The sequence below is a fragment of the Methanomassiliicoccales archaeon genome (assembly GCA_026394395.1).
Taxonomy (GTDB): domain Archaea; phylum Thermoplasmatota; class Thermoplasmata; order Methanomassiliicoccales; family UBA472; genus UBA472.
Genome location: JAPKYK010000006.1, coordinates 131,664 through 155,893 on the forward strand (window position 1 = coordinate 131,664; position 24,230 = coordinate 155,893).

Annotated in this window: 24 protein-coding genes; 10 read left to right on the forward strand and 14 right to left on the reverse strand. The window is 58.8% G+C overall.

Annotated elements, in window-relative coordinates:
- On the reverse strand, positions 1 to 1,266 hold the full coding sequence (locus NT131_08655; protein ID MCX6651704.1) for a CPBP family glutamic-type intramembrane protease: 1,266 nt from the start codon (positions 1,264 to 1,266) through the stop codon (positions 1 to 3).
- Positions 1,267 to 1,435: 169 nt separating this feature from the next.
- Here NT131_08655 and NT131_08660 point away from each other — a divergent pair, with 169 nt between their 5' ends.
- Complete coding sequence (locus NT131_08660) at positions 1,436 to 1,687, forward strand: hypothetical protein (protein ID MCX6651705.1); 252 nt, start codon at positions 1,436 to 1,438, stop codon at positions 1,685 to 1,687.
- A gap of 9 nt (positions 1,688 to 1,696) precedes the next feature.
- On the opposite strand, the gene cyaB is transcribed toward NT131_08660, so the two are convergent.
- On the reverse strand, positions 1,697 to 2,215 hold the full coding sequence (gene cyaB, locus NT131_08665; protein ID MCX6651706.1) for a class IV adenylate cyclase: 519 nt from the start codon (positions 2,213 to 2,215) through the stop codon (positions 1,697 to 1,699).
- Between the two features lie 35 nt (positions 2,216 to 2,250).
- Here cyaB and cobO point away from each other — a divergent pair, with 35 nt between their 5' ends.
- The 3 genes from cobO (at position 2,251) to NT131_08680 (ending at position 8,330) form a co-directional block, all read left to right on the forward strand.
- Positions 2,251 to 2,808, forward strand: a complete 558-nt coding sequence (gene cobO, locus NT131_08670) for a cob(I)yrinic acid a,c-diamide adenosyltransferase (protein ID MCX6651707.1) — start codon at positions 2,251 to 2,253, stop codon at positions 2,806 to 2,808.
- A gap of 100 nt (positions 2,809 to 2,908) precedes the next feature.
- On the forward strand, positions 2,909 to 7,147 hold the full coding sequence (locus tag NT131_08675) for an FG-GAP-like repeat-containing protein (GenBank protein ID MCX6651708.1): 4,239 nt from the start codon (positions 2,909 to 2,911) through the stop codon (positions 7,145 to 7,147).
- A gap of 13 nt (positions 7,148 to 7,160) precedes the next feature.
- Positions 7,161 to 8,330 (forward strand): NAD(P)/FAD-dependent oxidoreductase, encoded by a 1,170-nt coding sequence (locus NT131_08680; GenBank protein ID MCX6651709.1) that lies wholly within the window; start codon positions 7,161 to 7,163, stop codon positions 8,328 to 8,330.
- Here the strand turns inward: NT131_08680 and NT131_08685 are convergent.
- The 8 genes from NT131_08685 to NT131_08720 form a co-directional block, all read right to left on the reverse strand.
- Positions 8,327 to 9,994: a UbiA family prenyltransferase gene (locus NT131_08685; protein MCX6651710.1), complete on the reverse strand. Its 1,668-nt coding sequence runs from the start codon at positions 9,992 to 9,994 to the stop codon at positions 8,327 to 8,329. The genes NT131_08680 and NT131_08685 overlap by 4 nt on opposite strands.
- Before the next feature lie 25 nt (positions 9,995 to 10,019).
- Entirely contained in the window at positions 10,020 to 10,649 is a 630-nt protein-coding gene (locus NT131_08690; GenBank protein ID MCX6651711.1) for a hypothetical protein, read from the reverse strand.
- Positions 10,636 to 11,595: a transcriptional regulator gene (locus NT131_08695; protein MCX6651712.1), complete on the reverse strand. Its 960-nt coding sequence runs from the start codon at positions 11,593 to 11,595 to the stop codon at positions 10,636 to 10,638. The genes NT131_08690 and NT131_08695 overlap by 14 nt, the downstream gene beginning before the upstream one ends.
- A gap of 66 nt (positions 11,596 to 11,661) precedes the next feature.
- The gene (locus NT131_08700) at positions 11,662 to 12,165 is read right to left on the reverse strand and encodes an Hsp20/alpha crystallin family protein (protein MCX6651713.1); all 504 of its coding nucleotides are present in this window, start codon (positions 12,163 to 12,165) and stop codon (positions 11,662 to 11,664) included.
- 4 nt (positions 12,166 to 12,169) lie between these two features.
- Positions 12,170 to 14,353: a CDC48 family AAA ATPase gene (locus NT131_08705; protein MCX6651714.1), complete on the reverse strand. Its 2,184-nt coding sequence runs from the start codon at positions 14,351 to 14,353 to the stop codon at positions 12,170 to 12,172.
- Positions 14,354 to 14,387: 34 nt separating this feature from the next.
- Positions 14,388 to 14,867: an Hsp20/alpha crystallin family protein gene (locus NT131_08710; protein ID MCX6651715.1), complete on the reverse strand. Its 480-nt coding sequence runs from the start codon at positions 14,865 to 14,867 to the stop codon at positions 14,388 to 14,390.
- Positions 14,868 to 14,950: 83 nt separating this feature from the next.
- A complete protein-coding gene (locus NT131_08715; protein MCX6651716.1) occupies positions 14,951 to 15,253 on the reverse strand; it encodes a hypothetical protein in 303 nt (100 codons plus the stop codon).
- The gene (locus tag NT131_08720) at positions 15,243 to 15,866 is read right to left on the reverse strand and encodes a helix-turn-helix domain-containing protein (protein ID MCX6651717.1); all 624 of its coding nucleotides are present in this window, start codon (positions 15,864 to 15,866) and stop codon (positions 15,243 to 15,245) included. The genes NT131_08715 and NT131_08720 overlap by 11 nt, the downstream gene beginning before the upstream one ends.
- A 110-nt stretch (positions 15,867 to 15,976) precedes the next feature.
- Here NT131_08720 and endA point away from each other — a divergent pair, with 110 nt between their 5' ends.
- Complete coding sequence (endA, locus tag NT131_08725) at positions 15,977 to 17,020, forward strand: tRNA-intron lyase (protein MCX6651718.1); 1,044 nt, start codon at positions 15,977 to 15,979, stop codon at positions 17,018 to 17,020.
- Here the strand turns inward: endA and NT131_08730 are convergent.
- The 3 genes from NT131_08730 to NT131_08740 all read right to left on the reverse strand — a co-directional run bounded on the left by NT131_08730 (position 17,017) and on the right by NT131_08740 (position 19,191).
- Positions 17,017 to 17,949: a tetratricopeptide repeat protein gene (locus tag NT131_08730; protein MCX6651719.1), complete on the reverse strand. Its 933-nt coding sequence runs from the start codon at positions 17,947 to 17,949 to the stop codon at positions 17,017 to 17,019. The genes endA and NT131_08730 overlap by 4 nt on opposite strands.
- A 68-nt stretch (positions 17,950 to 18,017) precedes the next feature.
- The gene (locus NT131_08735; protein MCX6651720.1) at positions 18,018 to 18,956 is read right to left on the reverse strand and encodes a transcription initiation factor IIB; all 939 of its coding nucleotides are present in this window, start codon (positions 18,954 to 18,956) and stop codon (positions 18,018 to 18,020) included.
- A complete protein-coding gene (locus tag NT131_08740; protein ID MCX6651721.1) occupies positions 18,895 to 19,191 on the reverse strand; it encodes a Gar1/Naf1 family protein in 297 nt (98 codons plus the stop codon). The genes NT131_08735 and NT131_08740 overlap by 62 nt, the downstream gene beginning before the upstream one ends.
- 221 nt (positions 19,192 to 19,412) lie before the next feature.
- On the opposite strand from NT131_08740, the gene NT131_08745 reads away from it, so the two are divergent.
- From NT131_08745 to NT131_08765, 5 genes are all read left to right on the forward strand, one after another.
- Positions 19,413 to 20,174: a phosphopantothenate/pantothenate synthetase gene (locus tag NT131_08745; GenBank protein ID MCX6651722.1), complete on the forward strand. Its 762-nt coding sequence runs from the start codon at positions 19,413 to 19,415 to the stop codon at positions 20,172 to 20,174.
- 2 nt (positions 20,175 to 20,176) lie between these two features.
- Entirely contained in the window at positions 20,177 to 21,418 is a 1,242-nt protein-coding gene (locus NT131_08750; GenBank protein MCX6651723.1) for an adenosylhomocysteinase, read from the forward strand.
- A complete protein-coding gene (locus NT131_08755) occupies positions 21,418 to 22,326 on the forward strand; it encodes a carbohydrate kinase family protein (GenBank protein ID MCX6651724.1) in 909 nt (302 codons plus the stop codon). Before NT131_08750 ends, NT131_08755 begins: the two co-directional genes overlap by 1 nt.
- Positions 22,327 to 22,544: 218 nt before the next feature.
- A complete protein-coding gene (locus NT131_08760) occupies positions 22,545 to 22,841 on the forward strand; it encodes a hypothetical protein (GenBank protein MCX6651725.1) in 297 nt (98 codons plus the stop codon).
- Positions 22,842 to 22,960: 119 nt separating this feature from the next.
- The gene (locus tag NT131_08765; protein ID MCX6651726.1) at positions 22,961 to 24,025 is read left to right on the forward strand and encodes a hypothetical protein; all 1,065 of its coding nucleotides are present in this window, start codon (positions 22,961 to 22,963) and stop codon (positions 24,023 to 24,025) included.
- Position 24,026: 1 nt separating this feature from the next.
- Here the strand turns inward: NT131_08765 and NT131_08770 are convergent.
- The coding region (locus tag NT131_08770; protein ID MCX6651727.1) for a hypothetical protein at positions 24,027 to 24,230 on the reverse strand (204 nt) is incomplete at its 5' end.

The following is a 24,230-nucleotide window of genomic DNA, read 5'->3' on the forward strand; positions in this document are numbered from 1 at the left end:
TCAGTTCTCTTTTCCGCAGCGGGAGCACCTGAACTTACCGTCAGCGTAGCTGGCCTCGGTGCCACCGCAATGCCTGCACACGAACCCGAAGGAGGGGCTGTGGGCCGGTCCGGCATAAGGCTGGTACGCCGGAGCGGACGGGCTGGCTTGATAATAGGCGGCCACCGGCCTCTTGCTCTCCCAGCGCCATATGCTGCGGCCGCTGAAGAGCTCCAGGGCGCGGAAGAAGTAGTAGACCATGTACACGAAACCTACCACCATGGCCACTATCAGGAAGATGCCTAAGAACAGGTCGGTGCCCGTGCCCGGCCAGACGTAGGTGGGCATCGACAGGTAGTCGATGAAGAAGTGCAGCATGATGCTGGCATAGACCCCGTACTTCAGGAACAAGTATCCCAGGGCCAGGCCGGCCACGAAGGTGGGCAGCACCTTGTAGAGGTCCCAGCTGAACACATGGGCTATGGCGAAGATGGACGCGGATAATATTAGGAACACCTTCTCCCAGGTGCCGAACTGGAACCCTCCGCCAAAGATATAGCGTCCGTAGGGTGCGGCCTTGCCCTTTACCGCGTACACCACCGCTAGAGGCAGGCCGATGTAGAGGATGCGGCATATGACCTCCTCCCAGACCGAGGCCCTCAGCAAGCTGTAGAGCAGCTCCCAAAGGGCGGCGTTCTCCGATCCGCCGGAGGAGGCGTCCACCCCGAACAGGCCGATGAGGACATAGTACCCGGTGTTCATGGTCAGGATGGCCATGAAGAGGGTGGAGATGGTGTAGGCCGGCGAATGCCTGGTCTCCTTGAAGGACAGCTCCTTCAGGAACTCCTTCCGGCCCAGGCCCAGCATGAAAAGGTATGACAGCAGGACGGCCGCGATCAACAGCACGTAATAGATCACGAAGGAAAGGCCGGGAAGGCTAAGGATGCGTACCAGCCAGGGGAGGGCGAGGAAGAGGGAGGTGGTGCTTTCCAGGGCCTTCGGTATCACTAGGCCCGCTCCCCATATCATGAGCCCAACGTTGACGGTGACCAGGGTCAGGATGATCAGGGTCATTACCGCGCCGATGCCTCTCAGCACTTCCCTGGTGGTCTGCAGGCTGCTCTTCCGTTTCAGCGGCACGGGGGTCGGTGCATAATAGGCGTACTGCCCCCTCACGTCCTGGCCCGATGGCTGGGTGGTCTGCCCGCAGCGGTGGCAGAACAGGGCGTCCGCAGGCAATGATGCGCCGCAGTGCGAGCAATAAGAACGCGGAGCCTGCTCTTCCATACCCCACGCCATCCCGATTTTTCTATTTTTAACTGTCGATAGTAGTTGAACGAGAGGAAAACCAGCGAGATCATTTCATGCGCTACGACGGCCAGAATAAAATATCCGTAAGGCAAACCTTTATAATTTTATCAAATGTTGCATACATATCAAAACGGAGGCAACCGCAATGGATGACGATGCGCCGGGAAAGAAAGTAGATTTTGTGACACTGAGCTCCGAGAAGATACCCTTCGGCCGCAACAACTTCATAGAAGTGGCGCGGAAGAAGGCCATAACCGAGGACGGAGAGAACGAGTTCATCTCCCTGTCCCGCGGGTACTACCTGCCCGACGGCACCGAACGATTCAAGAAGTCCGTGACCATACCGGACGACAAGGCCATCAAGGACTTCGTGATCGAGAAGATACGCACGATGTGAGCGTCCCGCTCACCTCTTTTCCATAAGGAGCTCCAGGTAGGAGCGCCGCTCATTTCCTTCCAACTTCAGCTGGCGCTTCAGCTCCATGATCTTCCTCTTCCCCTCTTCCAGGTCCTGTCCCTCGTACTCCATCTCCACGAAGTCGCCCAGTCCCTCGACGCGGTCCAGGCAGAACTGGACGCTCTGGAGCAGATAGACGCGGCGGCGCTTGATCACTCGGTAGTGAGGTCTGAACCCTACCCGCTCCAGCACCTGGGACATGCGAGGCAGGTCCTCCACGTCCAGTTCGATCTCTTCGCGCATCTTGGTGTCCTGGTCCAGCTTCGGCCCCTTGTAGGTGATGCGCGAGCGGTCGTTCTCCCTCCGCAGACGCAGCGCTTCGTCCGTGATCCCGAAGTCCCGCGAGGGGTGGGAGAAATAGACATCCTCCTGGTCCAGGTCACCGGCCAGTCTGGCGCCCATCTCGATCAGGCGCTTCTCCAGGGCTTCCAGGTCCGGGCAGGGCACCTTGATCTCCAGTTCTATCATCGGAACAAACCTTACTCCGGGATGCAATATATAAATTGCTGGAGCCGAATGAAGGGTGCGATAGCATGGAAAGGAACGAACTGGGCCTACTGCACGTGTACACCGGCGAGGGGAAAGGCAAGACCACCGCCGCCCTAGGGCTGGTCCTTCGGGCCTGGGGACACGGTCTCAGGGTTTGCGTGGTCCAGTTCATGAAGAGGGGCGAGGACTACGGCGAGATACAGGCCCTGAGGAAGATTGGTGTAGATGTCTACCAGTTCGGGTCGGGAAAGCTGATTCGGAAGGGCCACCACTGCCAGGATGACGTGGACTGCGCCCGGCGGGCATTGGAGTTCTGCAGGTCGACGCTCAGCTGCGGGGAGTACGACCTGGTGGTATTGGATGAGGTGAACGTGGCCGCATATTTCGAGCTTGTACCGACAGGCGAAGTAATAGGGGCGCTCAGGGGACGGGGGAAGGAAGTGGAAGTGGTCTGCACAGGCCGTAACGCGCCAGACGAGCTCGTACGGGAGGCGGACATCGTCACGGTGATGACCATGGAGAAGCACCCCTACGACCAGGGACTGGTGGCCAGAAAAGGCATAGAATACTAACGTCAGTCCACTTTTCTATATTATTCTGATAAATATTATATATGGATGGGCCGCATTGTTTATATTCAGGAGCGTAAGCTATCCTTAAGGAGGGGCATCCATGGCACGATTCGATAAGCAGCTCAGAAGATGTAAGCGCGCAGTATCCGATGTAATCGGGAACCTGCTCATCCTGGCCATCACAGTCACCCTATTCTCCAGCATCATGTACTATGTCGGGACCATGCCCGAGCCCCAGGACAACACCTTCGCCGACATAAGCTACGAGATATCCGAGGTGTCGGGCGGAGCCCGCTGGATATACCTCACACACGAGGGCGGCCAAACCCTGTACAACTCCAGCACCAACTTCTACATCTACACCGACGGCACCAATCTGATCTATACCAACATGTCCGCTTCGGTCGGGGACGAATGGACCGCTGGCGAGGTCTGGTCATATCATCTAACCGGGATCACCGAGGACACCACCGTCAGCATAATGATCGTCGATACTGATAACAACGTCATCGTCTGGCAGACGGACCTGATAGGTGGGATGTTCAGTGGCTCGTACGCCCCCATAATCACCGTACGTGGCACCACCCCCTCCCCCATCGTCGATAGCAGCCTTTTCACCTTCTTCGTCTCGGTGATGGACCCCAACGGGGACCTGAACAAATCTAGCGTCTACATCGACGGGACCGCGATCGGTATGGGGGTCATCACCCTAACCGATATAGACAACGATGGCAAGTTCGTCAGCGCCGCCAAGACCGGCAAATATGCGTTCGATGGAAAAACCGTTCTCATATACGCCTCGGACCTCGAGGGGCACGTCAGCTCCAGCATGATGACCCTGTCGGCGACGCAGTCCGTCAATAGCGGTAACACCACTACCAACTGGGGTCCTTTCTACAACTACTCCAGCTACTTCGTGAACGGAACCTATCCCCCGGACGCCAGCGGCGGGCAGAGCACCAGCAAGGGCACGACCTTCTATTACATCAGGAGGGCCTCGGACGACAACATCACCAACCTCTTCAAGGCCAAGGAGGCCTTCTACATCGAGGTGTACAGCAACCAGCTGCAGAACCTAGCCGTAGACAACTCCTTCTACATGTTCAGCCCCACCACCGGTGGGATTATCTCCCCGCAGACCAAACTAATTAACGCCTTCTCCTACGGTGGAATATTTGCGACGTTCCATCGTTATATCATCAACCTGACCGCACCGGAACAACTATTGACGTTCCCCATCCAGATAGTGCTGCGGGACAACACCGGCACGGTGGTAAACATAATCGACACCATCAAGGTCATTGGGGCCACCTATCCCATATTGAAGACCTATAAACTAAACACGACCACATCCATGCTGGAGCCGTGCACCAGCTTCCAGCATACCGACATTGTCTACCTAAAGATATTCACCAAGGATGTGGACCTGAACATCAGCAAGGTGATCATATACGACCTCCAGGTGGACGCCTACACCGGCAAGTACATCATCAAGCAGACCCCGGCTACGCCCACCACGTACTTCTCAGCCCCAGTACCCACCTTGGCGAGGAACGAACCGTTGTCGCAAATCTACAAGACGGACAAAGCATCGCTCAGTCCTACTCGAGTATATGACAACAACCTCAACAGCGTATATACCATCCAGATCAACCTGCTGAAGGCCAACCAGGCCTGGTGGCTGGCGGGCAGGAACTCCTATACGCTATACATACCGATATTCTCCGATTCCGGCAGCTACGGAACAGGTGAGACGTACTACAACATGAACCTCCAGTTCAATGTCACCGCGCCCAAGACCACCACGGATATCGTGGCCAGCATAGGCGCCGGGTCGTTCACCTGGAGTGCTTCTGGGGCAAGCTGGAATGACAATCAGCTGGCCTGGTTCAAGAACGGCGAGAAGTTCGACCAGTGGGAGCGCATCTCCATCGACGATGACACTTACGCCGGCCCAGTGGGCATGTGCCTGGTGGACGTGGACAATGACGGCTACCAGGACGTCGTGGTCGGATATCAGGACACTTCGGTGGCTCTGGCCTGGTATCGGAACAAGGATGTGGACGGTAGCCAGTGGTCCTCCTCACCATACCTCATCAGCAGCGCCTTCGATGCCTACCCTGGACTGCAGGCCGACATGACCTCCCACGGTGGCTGGGTGGCCACCTGGTACGGAAGCAGCGACACCGGAACGGCCAACGAGGATGTGACCGTCTGGTCAAGCGACCGCAGCAGCTTCATCTCTAGGTACAGCTCCAATTACTACTACAACCAAAACGAGATAGTGGGAGCGATCCAGAACGGCGACTTCAACGGAGATGGCAAGCAGGACCTAGTGGTGTCCTTCGTTCACTCGGTGGTCTTCACCTCGGCCAACTCGCCAGGCAGCGCTGACTACTCAGATTCCTACGGCATGTTCTTCAACCGTGGCGTTTACATTTTCTGGAACGATGGTAGCTGGACCCGGACCCAGCTGTCCGGAACGGCCACATACACCAACACTAACGCCAACCCGGCCGCAATGGACCTGGCCGTAGGCGATCTAAACCAAGATGGTGTGGACGACATCGTGGCGGTTTACGAGACCGGCGTGACCAAGATCTGGCTGAACCAGTGGTACAACGTCATAGGCTCCTCCAGCCAGCCAAAGGTGGATGCCTTCGGTGCCGCCTCCTTGGTCGCAGCTGCTAGCGTGCCCACAGTTGCCGGTACCAATCCCTGGGACCACACCCAAAGGTCGCCCTCCGTCACCATCGCCGACGTGGACCGCAATGGATACCCGGACATAATCAGAACGTCCACCTACATCTCAGGCGGTGTGAACGCGGTCACGGTCATCAGGACCATGCCCTCGACCCCGACGACCTACATGCAGTACCCCAACAAAGAATATACAGACGAAGCAAATGTCAGCGCCTACATCCAAGGGAGCCTTTCCAACCTGCAGCTAATAGACAGCAACTACCAGACGCTGACGGAGGTCTACAAGAACACCTCGGTCATGTTCGGGCTGCCCGATCAGAAGCAGACCTCCGGAACGTACATCGACAACACTGGTCAGAATATCAACAACCTGAAGTTCGATGATGGGACGACGACGACATACAACGTGGACATAGGACAGACCATGGCCATGAGGACCTTCGCCATCGACAGCACCTATTCCACCAAGCCAGTAACCCAGGTGATCCTAAAGGTGAAGTATTCTGCGACCGCCACCTACACAGGTACTAACTATCTGATGTACTCTGTGGACGGAACCAATTACTATGCGACGAGCATCCTACCAACCAGTTCATCATTGAACGTCAACACCACCTACAACCTATACCTGCAAGGTGTCGACACCTGGAGCGAGTTGACGAACCTAAGGGTGGCCTTCGTCAACAACGGCCAGGGCACTGTCCAGTTCGACTACATCCACCTGGAGGTCAAGTTCGCCCAGACGCGCTGGATGGAACAGGTGTTGGAGATACCCAACGTGCAAACCCAGATTCTGCATCAGTTGACCATGACGGCCAATATCAAGACGACGGGGGAGGCGTTCAACGTCTACTACTCCACTGACAACTTCATCTGGTACCCGGCCTTCATCTACAACAGTACCACCGAGACCACGTACTCGATCATGCTCCCAGACACCTCCAACGCAGTGTACTACATCAAGATCTCGGCCGTGGACTCGTCAACCAGCGACGTCACCAACAATTCCCTTATGATCAACTATATGGCAATGGTCCACACCTCACCAACGGTGTATTGGCCTACGGCCTCGGAATCCACGGTCAACTTCAACGTCGGAACCGGTGAGTACATCACCTGTTTGGAGGTAGGCGACGTGGGTAGTTCGGCGACCAATCACCTGCCTGACCAATACCCAGACATCGTCGTCGGGACCACCAGGGTCGGGGACGGGTACACCACCCAGACCATAATGATCGCCACTGGGACCGGTGCGGCTTTCGACTCGGTAGTATCGGTCGATACCTCAAAAATGGCCTCCAACGTCGGTACGAACAATGCCATATACAACGCCCAAGCGATCGCCCTAGGAGACTTCAACGGTGACGGCTACGTGGACATCGCCATATCCATCGGCTTTGCCCCCGGACGCAGCGGCGGTACCGCGACATCCGTCTGGCTTTACCGCAACCAACCCCTGGAAGGCGGCTGGCAGTGGGAGGAGCAATCCCTGAACATGCTGGCCACCGGAGAATCGGCCATCAACATCCAGTCGGGGAACGTCGACCTATCCATACTGTTCCCGCTATTCGGGATGCTGGGTCTGGTGGTCGTCGAAGGAGCGATGAGGAAGGTGGACCGCAGGCGCAAGAAGTAGCGACGGTCGGGCTGTGTACGACGTGGCCATATCCGGAGGAGGACCGGCCGGGTCCTACTGCGCCAAGCGCTGCGCCCAGGCCGGGCTATCCACGGTGCTGATCGAGCGGCAGGTCCCCCCCTGGACCAAGACCTGCGCCGGAGGGGTGCTGTTGCGGGCGGCCTCCCGCCTGGACTTCGACCTGCCCGAAAGGATCGTGGAGAAGGAGGTCCGGGGCTTTCGTGTCGTGGGCCGGGACTTCCAGGAGCGCTTCCGCTTCGACCGCTGCCTGACCTATACGGTGGACCGAACGAACTTCGATAGCTACCTGCTCGAAATGGCCCAGAAAGCCGGGGCCGAGGTGCGCATCGGGACCTCGGTCGAACGCATCACGGACAACCAGGGGGTGACGTTTGACCTTGGTTCCGAAAGGGTCGAGGCCAAATGTGGCATAATCGCCGAGGGGGTCAGCAGCCGCAACGCCCTGCGCCTGTTCGGCCCGCCCCCACACGACGGCAAGGCCATGGGCCTCAGGTCGGTGCTGCGGACGGCCGAGGACCCCGGGGACGAGATCGAGGTCTTCCTATTGGACACGCCCACGAAATGGATCAAGCGCTATCCGATGTTCCCTCTTATGGGCTGGATGTTCCCCTACCGCGGAAGGGCTAACTTCGGTGTGGGCGGCCACGGCTACACCAAGGCCGAACTGCTGGTCGGTCTCGATACGGTGGTGAACGGAAGCAACGCCAAGGCCGTCGAGGCCAATGCGCCGTCGGCCCACCCCATCCCCATACTCCCGCGGAAGCGCCTATCCACCTCGCACGTAATGCTGGTAGGGGACAGCGCCGGCCTGGTCTCCCCGCTGAGCGGGGAGGGGCTGTCCCACGGTCTGGCCAGCTCGATATTGGCCAGCGAAGCGGCGGTCGATCTGGTAAACCACGGCCAGAAGGACGCCACCAGGATTTACGAGCGCCAGGTCAAGGACACGGTGGTCCGGGACATCAAGGCCGCAGCGGTCATATCCCCGGTGCTGCACTGGTTGCTAGGCGTGGTGGACACCGGGGCCTTCTTCCGCACCGTCAGGAAGGAGCAGCCGTACGTGGAAGCCTGGACCCGTATGGCCTTGGGAGAGGAGAACTGGCAGCGCCTGCTCATGATGACCATCCCCCGTTTCCACCGCCTGCTTTTCGGTTCTCTGGACTAGATGACCGACAGGAAGCGCAGGGCGGCGTACAGAAGCCCGATCAGGGCGATGGGCATGACCGCCCGGGACGACCGGACCTTTCTGAAGCGCAGGGCCGCTACGACTCCCAGCACAGGAAAGACCAGCACGTCCATCCAGGAAGAGAACAGGACCAGCGGGGTCAGGGAAGAGAGGAATATCAGCACGGCCACATAGTCCGCCCCCTTCTCCAGGCCAAAGGCGGTGTAGACGGTCCGGACCCCCCCGGACCTATCCTCGTCATAGCCGTCAGCGTCGGTGATGATAGATCCAACGACCAGGCCTATGAACATGAACGCACCCACCAGGAAGATGTCCGAATAGAGCGAGGGGTACACCACCTCTCCGGTGAGATAAGGGATATTGCCAGCGTAGCCCACCTCGCTGAACGGGGTCAGCGCCCCGTAGATGAAGGCCAGGAAGGTGCCGGCACCCATCAGCAGCGGGCTGAGAAGGGCGTTCTTGAAGCGGATGGGCGGAAAGGAATAGATGAAGGCCATCCCCAGGATGGCCAGCATCACGATGAACTGCTGCACGCTCAACAGGAGGGAAACGGCCAAGGCCACCAAGGCCATCACCGCCGAGGCCTCCTTCAGGACCCGCGGGGGCAACAGTCCCGAGGCCAGCACCCTGCCCCGCTTGGCTGGGGAGTCCCATTGTCGATCGCTGAGGTCGTTCCAGATAACGCTAGCCTGCCAGGCGAGGACGGCCGAGACGACCGTCGTCAGCACATAGGATAGATTGACCCAGTATGGCCGGTCCAGGATATTGCTTACCAGCGCCGGCTCCCCCCACCCCTGCCAGGAGAGGGCCATCCCGGCTACCACGATGGCGGCGAAGAAAGCCGTCTGATACGGTCGCAGGGCGCTCACTTCCTTCCGGAAGACATTGCGCAGGGCGATATAGCTGAGGGCCAGGACCAGCAGGGCGGTGGTCAGATAATAGTAGGCGAAGATGAAGAGGTGGAACTGGACGTACTTGGTGCTGTCGAAATTAGGGAACACCGGAAGGCCGTTCTCCGAACCCACTGGCATGTACGCGCCCGGGGTGCCCAGGACGAACATGGCGGAGATGGTGAAGACGGCCATCAACCCCAGGCGCAGTACCAGCCAGCTTCGGCCTGGCAGGTCCTGCAGGTCTTCGCGATGCCTCCAGAACACGTAGGCGAAGAGGGCGAAGAGCACCACGACGACCTCCACGCCCTGTCCTGGATGAAAGGATTCGCCCCCCAGAAGGAAGAAGGCCGCCAGGAAGTCCGTCCAGGAGAAGTAGGCGTAGTTCACCGTCTGGCCGAACAGGAAATGGTCGATCCAGGGCGGAAGGAGCAATATCCAGTAGTACCAGTTGGTGTAGTTGATGCACTTGCGCAGCCCGGACCCCGAGAAGACCTTCAATATGAGCACCAGGCCGAGGTAGGTCAGGACGAAGAAGGCCACGTGGTGGGAGATGCTGAATATCCAGGGGTGCGAGGTGCTGACGAACTCCTTGTCCAGGAGGTAGTACTCGGAAAGGTCCCTGACCAGAGCGATCAGCAACACGTAGACGAAGGTCTGCCACAGGTTCAGCCGGTCCTTCTCCAAGAGATCGGCCAAGGCGTCCACCTTGCGCGTGAAACGCTCCGAGATCGATAGACCCCCACCCTCCATGGCCGACAAAACAATTTCCTGGCTATTAATGACTACCGTCGCCGGCCAGGCGTTCGAGGTTGCTTGCCAGTCCCGATGACCTTTCCAGCTCCGCCACCACCAGTATGTTCGGGCGGCTGGCCGCCAGGTCCAGCACCGTTTGGGCCATGTGCTTCTCCCTTTCCAGGTTGAGGGTGCGGATCCCCTGCCCTCCGTTCACCTTGCGGTCGTAATCGAGCACGAAGGCCTCGGCGCTCGCCAGATCGAACTTCTTTCTCGCCAGACGATGGGAGAAATAGGACTCCTTCATCAGTTCGAACCCGCCGATCAGCTCGCAATATCTTTCGGAGAACAGGTCCTCGTTCATGTCCACGGGGATGAGGGGGATGGCGAGCTCGTCGCAGACCTTCACGGCCTCGATGTAGCAGGGCGGGGGCAGCTGCACCTCCCCGAACTCCTCCAGGCCGGCCTTGTAGGCCTCCTCCAGGTCGCTCAGCTCGATCTCCTCCCCTTCGTAGGAATACAACCCTTCCAGCTCCTCCTTGGATATGGAAACGCCCACGGCCGCGGGCCGGATATCGGATATGGCCGCGCGCACCTTGTCCCTCTCGTTCACCAACCCCTTGATCACGGGCAGCACCCTGACCAGGGAACCGTTGACCCTAATCTCTTGCATCCACTTCGCTCCGGGCGTTGACCATCTTGCGCAGGCGCTCCGATTCCTGGATCTTCTTCAGCTCGTCCCGTCCGATGAGCGCCGTGCCCTCGATGCTTTTCCTGGTGTGTAACCGCTCGATGAATATAACCGATTCCTTCCCGGTGATGCGCGACAGGTCGGAGACCATCTTGGCCTTGTCGGCCAGATGCGCCTCGTCCTTCCCCAGTCCAGTGAGGATAAGCAGTTCCTTGTCCACGGTCAGGGCTTCGAAGGGGCACTTAGCCGTGGGCTTTATCAGCAACCCCAACTGCATGAGCATGGTGTAGATGTTCTTGCTGAACTCGTCGCACTTCTCCATATTCAAGGGCTTGCTTTCGTGGGGCAGCGGCTTGTAATTGAGCGGGTCCACCGGCACCACGATCTGATTGCCCAGGTACTCCTCCAGGCGAAGGGCCGCGTCGATCATGGCCCCCATGCCCGCCTCGTACATCTGGATGGTGCGTCGGGACACCCCGGCCACTTCCGCCAACGTTCCCAGGCTCACGCTGCGATCCTCGCGGATGCGGTGCAACAGCTCGCTGTCCAGGCGGACGTAGAGACCGCCAGGGGCGGCGAAGATGAAGGGCGGCTCGTCATCCATCAGCAGGTCCTTCATCGTGGAGAAGGCAATGATGGGGATGTCGAAACGGGAGTAGACGATGCCCTGCTCCAGGTCGCCCGAACCGGAACGCTCCCCAATCAGCATGATCGAGCCTCCCAGCGCTTCGGCCAGCACCTTCAGCTCCTCGGCGTTCTCCTTGGAGAAGGCGTCTATGTTAGTTAGAACTTTGATGAGCAACAGGCTCAGGTCGCGGCGGGCCACGACGTCAAAGGCTATGCTCCTAAGCCTCAGGGGCACGGAGGCTTTGAACCCTGAACGGAGCAGAAGCTCCCGCACTGACCTTATGAGCTCCTCGCGCTGCACGACTGTAATTCGCTATAACTTCTATATAATGTTTGTTAAAAAAAGGAGGGGGGCCAGCCCCCTCGCTCAGGCGATGCCGATCCGCTTCCCCCGGCGCACCTTGGGAGCCCTGTCCATGATCACCGTGAGCACGCCGTTCCGGTACTCCGCAGCAGCGCTGTCGTCCACCACGTCGCAGGGAAGGTCCAGGCTCTTGCAGAACTTCTTACTCTCCGTATCCACGGAGATGTTCAGCTCCTTTCCCTCGGAGCGCAGGTCGATGTCCTGCTTGTCCACTCCCGGCAGCTCCACGATCACCTTGACCTTGTCCCCCTCCTCCACGATGTCGGTCAGGGGCTCCCGGCAATTGAGGTCGGGAGCGCCGTCCCGGGGCACGTTCCCGAACTCCTGCACCACCGGGCGGCCGTCCGCCCCCGTGCACACGGAGAGGCCGTAGACCAACGGCTCCGCGCCGGTCCCCTGCAGCGCTGCCTCCATGAACCGGTCCATGCGCTCCCGCATGACGTCGAAGTCCTCGTCGAAGGATTGGAACAGGTCGTTCCAATCGCCTCCGCCCATTCTTTTCACCATGTCATCACCTCACGTACTCGAAATCCTTGGCTATCTTCTGGAACTTGTTCAGCTCCTGAAGGGATATGGGGCGGTGCTTCTCCACCGCGTCCAACACATGCTTCATGCTCACCCTGGTGTCCTTCATGGCCTCCGGGTCCTCGCCCTTGCCCTCGGCCACCGCTGCGCGAATGGCGCTCATGACCGACTCGTTGGCGATGGCCGCCAGGTCCGCACCGGTGTAGCCGTCCGTCTTGTGCGCCACCTCGTCCAAGTTAACATCCTCGGCCAGGGGCTTGCGCTGGAAGTGCACATTCAGTATGGCCTTCCTGGTCTCCAGGTCGGGGGTTTTCACCTGTATCAGGCGGTCGAAGCGCCCCGGTCGCAGCAGCGCTGGGTCGATGATGTCCGGACGGTTCGTCGCGGCGATCACCACCACGTTGTGCAGGGACTCCAGACCGTCAAGCTCGGTCAGCAGCTGGGATATGACCCTCTCGGTGACGTGCGAGTCCGAGTCACATCCGCGGGTGGGGGCGATGGAATCGATCTCGTCCATGAAGATGATGCAGGGCGCAGCCTGCCTGGCCTTGCGGAACGTCTCCCGCACCGCCTTCTCGCTCTCGCCCACCCACTTGCTGAGGAACTCCGGGCCCTTGATGCTGATGAAGTTGCTCTCCGATTCCGTGGCGACGGCCTTAGCAAGCATGGTCTTCCCCGTCCCCGGCGGACCGTAGAGCAGCACGCCTTTGGGGGGCTCGGCGGCCATATGGTCGAACAGCTTGGCGTACTTCAGCGGCCACTCCACCGCCTCCTTTAGCTCCGCCTTGACGTCCTCCAGCCCACCGATATCGTTCCAGTGCAGGTTGGGGGACTCGATGAACACCTCACGCAAGCTGGACGGGGCCATCTCCCGCAGGGCGGAGAAGAAGTCGTCCTTTTGCACGGTGATGCGGTTGAGCACCTCGATGGGTATGCTGTCCGCCTCCAGGTCCAGGTCCGGCAGTATGCGGCGCAGGGAGTGCATGGCCGCCTCCTTGCACAGGGCGGCCAGGTCTGCTCCGGCGTAACCGTGCGTCAGATCAGCTAGCTTCTCCAGCACGACGTCCTCGGCCAAAGGCATACCGCGGGTGTGTATCTGCAGGATGTCCAAGCGGCCCTCGCGGTTGGGGATGTTGATCTCTATCTCGCGGTCGAAGCGGCCCGGGCGGCGCAGGGCCGGGTCCAGGGCGTTGGGCCGGTTGGTGGCGCCTATCACCACGACCTTGCCACGGGCCTGCAGCCCATCCATCAGGGCCAGCAGCTGTGCCACTATCCTCCGTTCCATCTCCCCGCTGACCTCGTCCCGCTTGGGAGCGATGGAATCGATCTCGTCGATGAATATTATGGATGGGGCGTTCTCCTCGGCCTGCTTGAATATCTCCCGGAGGCGCTCCTCGCTCTCTCCGTAGAACTTGCTCATGATCTCCGGTCCGCCGATGGAGGCGAAGTTGGCGCTGGTCTCGCCGGCCACGGCCTTGGCCAGGAGGGTCTTCCCCGTCCCTGGCGGGCCGTGCAGCAGCACGCCCTTGGGGGCTTCCACGCCCAGGCGCTCGAAGAGCTCCGGGTGGCGCAGGGGAAGCTCGATCATTTCCCGGACCTTCTTCACCTCGTCGCCCAGCCCTCCGATGTCCTCGTAGGTGACCTTGGGCACGCCGGTCGCGGCCTCCTTCACCGGCTTATCGCTGATCTTGATCTCCGTCCCGCTGGTAAGCAGCACGGCGTCCGCCCCCGGCTGGTAGGACATGACCACCAGGTCGATGCGCCTGCCCATGACGTTCAGCTCCACTATGTCGCCGCGGGTGAACACCCGGCCTTCCATCATCTGCGCCAGGTATTCCTCGCCGCCCATGATCCTCAGCTCCTCGGTGGGGGCGAAGGCGATCTTCTGGGCCGGCTTGACCACCACCTTGCGTATGGCGACCTTCTCGTCCATGCTGGTCTGGGCGTTCCGTCGGATGGTGCCGTCTATGCGGATCATCCCGCGATTGGCGTCCTCGTTGTAACCCGGCCACACCAACGCCACGGTCTTCTTCTTGCCCTCGACCTGCACCACGTCCCCGGCGGCCAGCCCCAGCACCTCCATGACGGCGGGATCTACGCGGGCGATGCCTCGGCCAGCATCCTTGGACTTGGCCTCAGCGACCTTCAAGACCTTGTCAGATGTGCTCATCTCAGCTCACTCTTTCGTTCAACGATAGGGATGTTCACTCCACCGCTATCTTCGTTCTACGTTCCTCGGTCGCCTGCGCCTTGGGCAGGGAGACCTCCAGAACGCCGTTCTCTATCCGGGCCTTGACGTTCTCCCGGTCCACGTCGTTCGGAAGGGGGACCTGGCGGAAGAAGCACAGGCTACCCCTCTCCTTCCTGATGTATCCCTCCTCCTTCTCTTCCGAGGCCTGCTCCTTGCAGGCGGAGATGTGGAGCGTCTCGTCGTCCATCTCTATGGAGACGTCCTCCTTGGCCATCCCCGGCAGGTCAGCCTGCACCACGTAGCGGTCCTTCTCCTCTCTGAGATCGACCATGGCCATCCTGGCATTCTTCGCTACCGGCCGATCGTCGTCCTCGAACGCGAACATGGGATGAAAAGCGCTCATCAACTGTTCCACGTCCTTGAACATCGAGACCGGTCCCGTGTTGCAACATTGGGGGACCAGTTCCACGCGCCCTTTAATCAAACCTAGCATTTCCCATCATCTCCTTTTACATATCAACCAATAGTTGTATACTATTAGTGATGTAGTATAGTATTTGTGCTTCTATATATACTTTACTTAACTCGTCGGTCAAGCTCCTGTTCCAATCTTGCGGCCAGCTCGGTCATGCGGCGCTGCAGGTCGTTCATCTCTTTCTTGATGTTAGGGCCGCCCTCCTTCAGCTCCTTCTCCAAACGCAACAGGGCTTGCTCTGCCTCCTTCCCGCCCAGCTTAGCGTTGTCCGCCGCATCCTTCACCGCGTCACGTCCCAAGCGGTCCATGTCCTTGGCCGCGGCCCGCATGGCCTTGTCCAGGTCCGTGCCTATCCTTTTCAGTTCCCTCAGATACTTGTCTAATTCGCTTCCCTCATCCGTCATTTTTTTCTGCCTCTAGTGGGCCGATGATTTTGTCGACCGCGTCGTCACGCAACCCCAAGCTGCGGGCCAATTCCTTTAGCTCCATCTCCGGGTGCAGGACGTATTCGAAAACGATCTTGCGGCTGCGATAGTCGTGGTACTCCGCCTCCACTATGCGCCCAGTCTCCTCCAGCAGCGTTTCCTTGTCGTTGATGAGCTGGGCCCGCCGCTCCTTGATCCCTTCCATCTCCCGGTCTATCTCTCCCAGGCGCATCCTGAGGCCCAACAGCTTCCCGCCTCCTCCGCCTTCTCCCGTCTCTTCGGCATGCTCCTCTATGTGTCGGGTTGTGGATTCGGTGTTGAACAGCCCCGGCCCGATGTCCACGACCACGGTGAACCCGGTGGTGGGGAAGTAACGACGACGGGCCGGACCTCCCTGGTCGCTCTCCTCAGAGAAGGAACTGATCAGTTCCAGGTCCTCCAGCATCCGCAGGTGCTTCATTATCCCTTGCTGACTGAGCCCCAGCTCCCGGGACAGTTGGAGAGGGTAGTGCGGTTCGCGCACCAAGGCCTCCAGTATCCTGCGCCGAGTGGGGTTCTCTATGACCGACAACAGCATGTCTAGCTCGTCCATGTTCCACCAACTATGCAACTTATTGTTTACATCTACTAATTGTGAACATACTATATATATAATAAATGCTGGGGCGGGAACATTTATCTAAGGTACATCGTTCAAGTGGCATGGTAGGTGAGCTGGTGGGCGAGAGCGTTATCATCGCCGACATGGCCGAGGGTAGCCAGGTATACAACAAGGGCTATTACGGCTACCCCCGCCCCGGAGGCGGACTGGAGCTGGACCTCCTGGAAGCGCTCTACCTCCTGGAATGCGACAAGCTCAAGGTGCAGATCGCCGGCAAGGAGGTAGACCACGCCACCCTATATCGGCGGGTCGCTCGTTCCGTGGAAGAACTTCAGACCCGGTACATCGTCTACCGCGACCTGAGGCAGAGGGGATACATCGTCAAGCTGGACCAGGGGGATTTTAACTTCCGGGTTTATTCCCGCGGGGCCAACCCGCACAACTCGCAGGCCCAGAACTGGGTGCTGGCGATATCGGAGAGAGACATCTTCAACATCGCCGCCCTGCAGGAGAAGAGCGAGACCTCGCAGCGGACGCGCAAGGAGCTGCTGCTGGGCGTGGTGGACGAGGAAGGGGACATCACCTACTACACCGTGGAGAGCGCCGATCCGCACGGGGTCACGGAGGAATCGCCCACCACTGCCGAGGGGGCGCTGCTGGACGACGCGGTCATCGTTCTCGGGGAAGACGCCGACCGCCTATACGAGAACGGCTTTTACGGCAAGAAGATCGGCCCCATGCTCCAGCTTTCATTGATAGAGACGGCCTACCTCATCGAGAAGGGACGGCTGGAGGTGCGCTCCATCCGGTCCGGGCAGAAGATGGGGGAGAAGGGGTTCCTGACCAGCGCCAAGCGCTCCCAGCCCGATTTCGAGCTGCGCATGAGGGCCTACCAGGACCTGCGGTCTCGGGGCATGGTAGTGAAGACCGGTTTCAAGTACGGCACCCATTTCCGGGTGTACGAGGGGAACCCCTCCAAGCATCACTCACGATACCTGGTGCACGTGGTCCCGGACGATTACTCCACCGTATGGGCGGAGATATCCCGGGCGGTAAGGCTAGCGCACGGGGTGAAGAAGGAGATACTGTTCGCCAGCTCGGGGCAGGACCTTCGCTACGTTCAGTTGACCAGGGTGCGGCCTTAAGCGGGACAGGTCGGTTCGGCCCTCAATGACTCCATGACCTTCTTGGCCCCGGCCACGTCCTCCGGGTCTAGGCTCATCGCCTCGGTCAGGAGCTTGTCCGCCTCTTCCATATGGCCCTTGTTAGCCATGACCACGGCCATCTTGACCATGAGGTTGGTGCGCTTGCGCTCGTACCTGGTGTGGTTGATGGCCGTCCGGTAGGCCTCCACGGCCTCGTCCGGCTTGCCGGCCTTCAGCAGCCCGTCGCCCAATCGGGCGTAGTGGGCCGAGCGGGTCTCTGGCGCAGCCTCGGACTCCGCGGTCTTCCGCAGCGTTTCCACCATCTTGAGCAGCGACGGGGAATTCTCGATGACGGTCCCGCATTGACAACAGGAATGCTCCCCCTCCTTGATCTCGGTGCCGCAATTGGCGCAGATGTGAGGCAGGTACGTACCGCAATCGGGGCACCGCACCCAATCGATATCCACGACACCAGAGCACTTGGGGCATTGGGACACGACCTTGACCGTGGTCCGGCCGAAGCGCTTCAGGGAAGCCTCCACCTCCTCCTTGCTAGGCATGAAGGCCTTGCGGTAGATGAGCAGCAGGACGATGGCCAAAGCCTCCAAGGCCAGCGCAGCTAAGTTCAGCTGTAATATCAGGTCCGCCGTCAGAAGCAGCAGGAACAGATGCAGCACGACAGCAATGCCCAGGGCCTTCATGACCCCCGGCCACTCCCCGATCTGAGTGCCGGCGATGGCCCGAGAGGTGGATATCTCCCAGATCCCGAACACGGTGAAGACGAGCAACATGAATATGCCTTCGATGGTGCCCACGGTCTTGAAGGAGAACATGGCCATTACCGGGGATATTATAAGCATGAGGCCGGCGAAGATCACGCCTGCCGACGGTAGCAGCAGTATTAGTTTCTTGAACTTCCTAACCTTCAAACGGCTCACCTCTCAAAGGCACTTGAATGCTCTCCTTTAAAATGTTGAAAAGATAAGAGGTTTGCGGGTCAGAGCTGTATCTCTATGCCCAACTTGTCCGTCAGCTCCTTGTAACGGTTCCTGATGGTGACCTCTGTCACCCCGGCGATGTCCGCCACCTCCCTCTGGGTGCGCCTCTCGTTGCACAGGATGCTGGCGATGTAGATGGCCGCCGCGGCGACGCCCGTGGGGCCGCGCCCGGAGGTCAGCTCCTTCTTGTTAGCGTCCTTCAGGATGTCGGCGGCCTTGGACTGGACCTCTCCGCTCAGCTTGAGCTCGGAGCAGAACCTCTGCACGTAGTCCTGGGGCTTGGTAGGCATCAGCTTTAGGGAAAGCTCCCTGGTCATGAACCTGTAGGTGCGCCCGATCTCCTTCCGGCCAACGCGGCTGGAACTGGCCACTTCGTCAAGGGTACGGGGGACGTTGCACTGGCGGCAGGCGGCGTAGAGCGAGGCGGCGACCACGCCCTCGATGCTCCTCCCGCGGATCAGGTTCTTGTTGACCGCCTTGCGGTACACCATGGCCGCGGTCTCGCGCACGTTGCGGGGCAGACCCATGGCCGAGGCCATACGGTCCAACTCGCTGAGGGCGAAGGCCAGGTTGCGCTCCGTGGCGTTAGAGACCCGGATGCGCCGCTGCCACTTCCTAAGGCGGTAAAGCTGGGCACGATTCCTCGTGGGGATGCTCTTGCCATAGGAGTCCTTGTTCTTCCAGGAGATCTCGGTAGAAAGTCCCTTATCGTGGATGGTGTAGGTCATGGGCGCTCCGGTCCTGGCCCGCTTCTCGCCCTGCTCCACGTCGAAGGCCCTCCATTCAGGGCCCAGATCTATGAACTGGTCATCGATAACTAATCCGCACTCTTCGCAGATCAGCTCGCCTCTCTCATAGTCCCTGACCAGATGCGCGCTATTGCACTCTGGGCACCGGGTTATCTCCTCTGCCCCTTTCTCTTTGTTTGCCACTACCATGGTCATCGACCCCATCAATATACACCTGCTTTCCAGCGACAGACAGCAGGCTGGTGTCTCCGGTCGGTTCAACGGTCACATAAGGCGAGTCCACCGGTCCGAAGATCCTGACAACGCCGCCCATCAATCTCTTGCGGTTGTCCCAGACCTTGTCACGAAGCTTGGGAGTGAAGGCGGCGCGGACCACCAGATTGCCATCCACGGTCACTTCCTGCACGTTCCCAAGGAATTGCATGGCCCACCATAATCACCGTTTGTTAACCGGTGTTGAGAGAGAGGATTAGAAAACAACTATAAAAGCATTACGCAAAGGTATATTTATTTGACATCTCAAGGGTTATAACCTTTGCCTAAAACACTCCAACCTCTGGATATATAACATTATCATAAGGGCCTGTGACACGGCATCGTACGGGAGGCGCACAGTTTATGTCAATGTTACGCTTTCTACCGGCCGTGAAGATATCCGAGGACCATCCCAGATATCGCTCCCTCATCACCAGGGAACGAATGGCGGCCATGGTTGGCGAGGGCGTGGTTTCCACGACCGGGCTCATCGCCCACGGCCGGGGGGAGGCCTTTGACTATCTGCTGGGGGAGAGGACCGTCCCCGAGGCCGAATCAGCGGAGAGGGCCGCCGCTGCCTTTCTGGTCCTCGCTGAGCGACCGGTTATAACCGTCAACGGCAACGCCGCCGCCCTGGCGGCCAGGGACCTGGGGGAACTGTCCCGGGCCTCCGGCGCCCCCCTGGAGGTCAACCTGTTCCACCGCAGCGATGAGCGCGTGGAGAAGGTGTGTGCCTTCGTGGAGAGGGAGAGCGGCGAGAAGGTCCTCGGGAGACAACAGGACGGCATCCTGGAAGGCATCGCCTCCGACCGGGCCAGATGCACCAGGAAGGGTCTGCTGGCCGCGGACGTGGTGCTCATCCCCCTGGAGGACGGGGACCGGGCCGAGGCCATGGTGCGGGCAGGAAAGAAGGTCATATCCATCGACCTCAACCCGCTCTCCCGGACCAGCCTGACGGCCACGGTGGCCGTGGTGGACGAGATCACCAGGGCGGTGCCGAACATCATCGCCCAGGTCAAGAGATTCAAGAACGACCAGGAAGAGGCCCACCGCGTGCTGACCGCCTTCGACAACCGAAGGAACCTGAACGCGGTCCTGGATCGCATATGTCATGAGCTCAAGGAGAAAGGCTCCGCTCGAACCGAGGGATAGGCATGGACCAAGAACTTCTGTTGAAAGGCTCTCGCCGGCTAAGCTGGGCGGAGGCGCACATGTCGGTGCTTAGAGAGGTGGGGGAAGCACTACGAAAGGAAGGCTCCCTGAAAGGCGTTAAGGTGGGCATGGCCCTGCACGTGGAGGCCAAGACCGGCATGCTGGCAGTGACGCTGGCCCGGGCCGGGGCCCAGGTACGACTGGCCAGCTGCAACCCCCTGTCCACGGACGACTCGGTGGCCTTGGCGCTCAAGGAGGAGAGGGGCGTCGAGGTCTACGCCCGGAAGGGGGAGAGCCATTCCGAGTACTACGAGAACCTGAACGCCGTTCTGGACATGCACCCCCAGTTCGTCATCGACGACGGGGCTGACCTGATCACCATGCTGCACACCACCCATCGGGAGCAGCTAAAGGAGGTCAGAGGGGGTAACGAGGAGACCACCACCGGGGTGATACGCCTCAGGGCCATGGCCGCCCAGGGCGAGCTGAGGTTCCCGGTCATGGCGGTCAACGACGCCCGCATGAAGTACCTCTTCGACAACCGCTACGGCACAGGCCAGAGCACCTTCGACGGCTTCATGAACGCCACCAACCTGCTGGTGGCCGGCAAGACGCTGGTGGTGGCTGGCTACGGCTGGTGCGGAAGGGGGGTGGCCATGAGGGCCAAGGGCCTCGGGGCTGACGTCATAGTCACCGAGGTGGACCCGATAAGGGCCATAGAGGCCCGGCTGGACGGCTACCAGGTCCTGCCCATGATGAAGGCGGTCCGCCGGGCGGACATCATCATCTCCGTCACCGGCTGCAAGGACGTGGTGCGGGCCGAGCATTTCGCGGTCATCAAGGACGGCTGCGTCCTGGGCAATTCCGGCCATTTCGACAACGAGGTGTCCAAGAAGGCCCTGGAAGAGCTGGCCGCTCCGCCGGTAAGGGTCAGGGAGCAGGTGGAGCGCTACGATCTGCGGAACGGGAGGAAGGTCTATCTGATCTCCGAAGGCCGCCTGATGAACCTGGCCGCGGGGCAAGGCCACCCGGTGGAGATAATGGACATGAGCTTCTCCATACAGGCCTTGGCCTTAGGGCATCTGGTCCAGAACCATTCGAAGATGGGACCGAAGGTGTATCCCGTGCCGCCGGAGATAGACGAGATGGTGGCCAGGATCAAGCTGCGCACCATGGGATTGAGCATCGATGAACTGACCCCCGGACAGAAAAAATACCTTGAGGACTGGCAGGAGGGCACCTGATGGAGCCTTTCCTGTGCGTCTATGGTCACACTAACATCGACCAAATCCTGAGGTTGAAAGAACTGCCGGAGAGGAACACCTCCGCTAATGTGCTCAGCAAGAAGAGCTTCTTCGGAGGCACCGGGGCCAACGTAGCCACCATGGCCTCGGCCCTCGGAGTGCCCACCGCCCTGGTGTCGTACGTCGGCAAGGACCTGCCACCGGCCTTCCGGGAGCTGATGGTCTCCAAAGGGGTCATACTGGACGAGCTGGTGGAGGTGGAGGGAGAGGAGACGCCCACGGTATGGATAGCCACCGACGACCGGGAGGACCAGGTGGCCTACGTCTATCAGGGAGCCATGGCCGGCATGGGCTCATACCCTCTGCAGGTTAAGGCGGCCAAGGAGGCCCTCGCCGTCCACTTGATGACCGGCTCGCCCGATTATTACCTGAGGCTGCTCTCCCAACCGTTCATGCTGCGCAAGAAGAAATCGCTGGACCCGGCGCAGGAGATCCACCACGTGTGGGACCAGGCAAAGTTCGTTAAGGCCCTGGGATCCTCCGACGTGTTCTTCTGCAACCGGAGCGAGCTGGCCACAGCCCTCCGTTACATAGGGAAGGAGAACCCGGAGAACCTATTGACCCACATTCCTGTGGTAGTGAGCACCCTGGGGGCCAAAGGCGCGCGCATAATGACCAGGAACGAGACGGTGGACGTGCCCGCGATCAAGGCCAAAGTACTGGACCCCACGGGTGCTGGGGACGCTTTCCGTGCCGGCTTCTACGCCGGGCTGTACAGGGGCATGGGGTGGCTGGAATGCGGAGCGCTAGGGTGCGCCGCCGCCTCCTACGCCATCTCCTCACCAGGCTCCCTGACCAACGTCCCCGATTGGGAGATGGTGCGGGAGAGGGCGGAGCCCCTGCTGTGACGACCGCCCGCCCCACTGGATGAGTTCAAATGATGCGAGGGCTGGGAGGAAAAATATAATAAGTGAAAAACCTTAGAGGACGCCCAAGGTGAACGAATGGCACAGGGACCGTTCCTGACCTCCTAGGCCGTGCCAGGCACGGAAGGAAGGGCTGGACCTCGCCTACTGGTCATCGACACCAATATCCTCGGATGAATATCAACGAAAGGTGATCAAGAATGGATCTGATGGAATTCCTGACGGTGCTCCTGCTGACTTTCAGCCTATTCATGCTCCTGGCTGGGGTTTTTACGGCATATTTCGGAAGCGGCAAGAGCAGGATGATCGGTGTCGTCTTACTGGTGGTCGGCCTATTAGTAGGGCTGGTCTGGGCCTACTTGGGGTACATGGATACGGCCGGCGTCGAAGTGGACATATCCGAAGTGATATGGGTCGCCTTCGTCAACATACTGGCTGCGCTCATCGGGGCCCTGATAGCCGTGGGAGTCTTCCTGCTGGCCATCATGAAGAGCTGAAAAATCCCTTCCCTATCCCTTACTTTGTCTCTCATGGAGGGGCTTTGCACCAGAAGTCGTTCTTGCACCTAAAGTCTTAAGGTTGCACCTAAATATCTGGAGTAAGAACACTCATCAAAGTGGGTGAAGGTGAAACTATTTCAGATTATCGAATTAGGCCGGGACCAGTGGACGAGAATATCAATGCAAGGGTACTGGAGCTTCAGCTATGTGGTCGAAAGGTACTGACGCCCTGCAAGACGGTCGAGAAGACTATTCCAAATGGAGATTTCTTTGATTTTACTGTCCAGTTTAATGCAGAATACCTGGACCAGATTCTTGTGGGGAACTTCGGGAAGGACGCCAAAGGAGAACCAAAAAAGACCAACTCACTGAATGAAACTCATAAAAAGAGGTCTAGAGACCTTATCAATGTGATGCTACCTACTTACAATGATAAATCCATTTCAGACAAACAACTCAGCAAGATGGAATCCATCCATTACGTCAATTCAGACGTTCTTGTTTTGCCAAATTGGGAAGGCGCATGGAAATCTACGGACTCGGTTGTAGAGGTTAAAAGATTGAATGGACGGTACATCAAAGAGATTCGCACACTGAATAATAAGCTGATAATGGGCTACTTGCCCTTGTCACAACCTCCGGACGTCCTTTCAGAATTGGTCGATGATTTCCGCAACCAGGATGTAGTTTCATTTGTTGTAGATTATAGAACATGCGCGTCGAGCACGAAATCAGACCTAATCCGTGATATTCAGAAAAAGATTATCAATGATGGATATTATGATGAGTCATTTCTGTACTCCGTAAACACGAGACGGACGACTCTTGTGAACAAGGAACTCTATCCAGCAGACGATTTTCTTTTGTATGGTCACGGAATTGACATCATCGGGAATCTACATATGGGTGGGGGAAGCCCCGACAGCACTCCAAGTCCAGCAAAGAGATTCGACAAGACGCAGTATACTTATTTTATAGATTCCACATCTGCTAGGCAAGATTCGTCAATGATCAAAGCTCACAACTATGTAGACCAAAACAGTGAAACTCGCAGTTTGATAGATACAATCAGCGAGGAAGGGTCCACTCTCGAACTATTGAAAACAAAGAATGGAGCAAAACACTCGCTAAGGGACATGTTGAGGAATAGAGACGCACGAAGTTTGGACGACCTCTTCTAATTCAGAGATCATTGAGAGTAAGAATCAGCCCATTAGGAATCCACCGTTTCCTTGAAATCAGGTCATCCACCACCCCTGATATGTATCCCTTGTCAATCATTCCTTCTCGAATGAGTTTCTTCAAGAATCCTATAGATCCAGTCGTGATTATCTTGTCAATGCACGGAAATCTCTCTCGAATATCGGGTATTCTTCTTATCTCCTG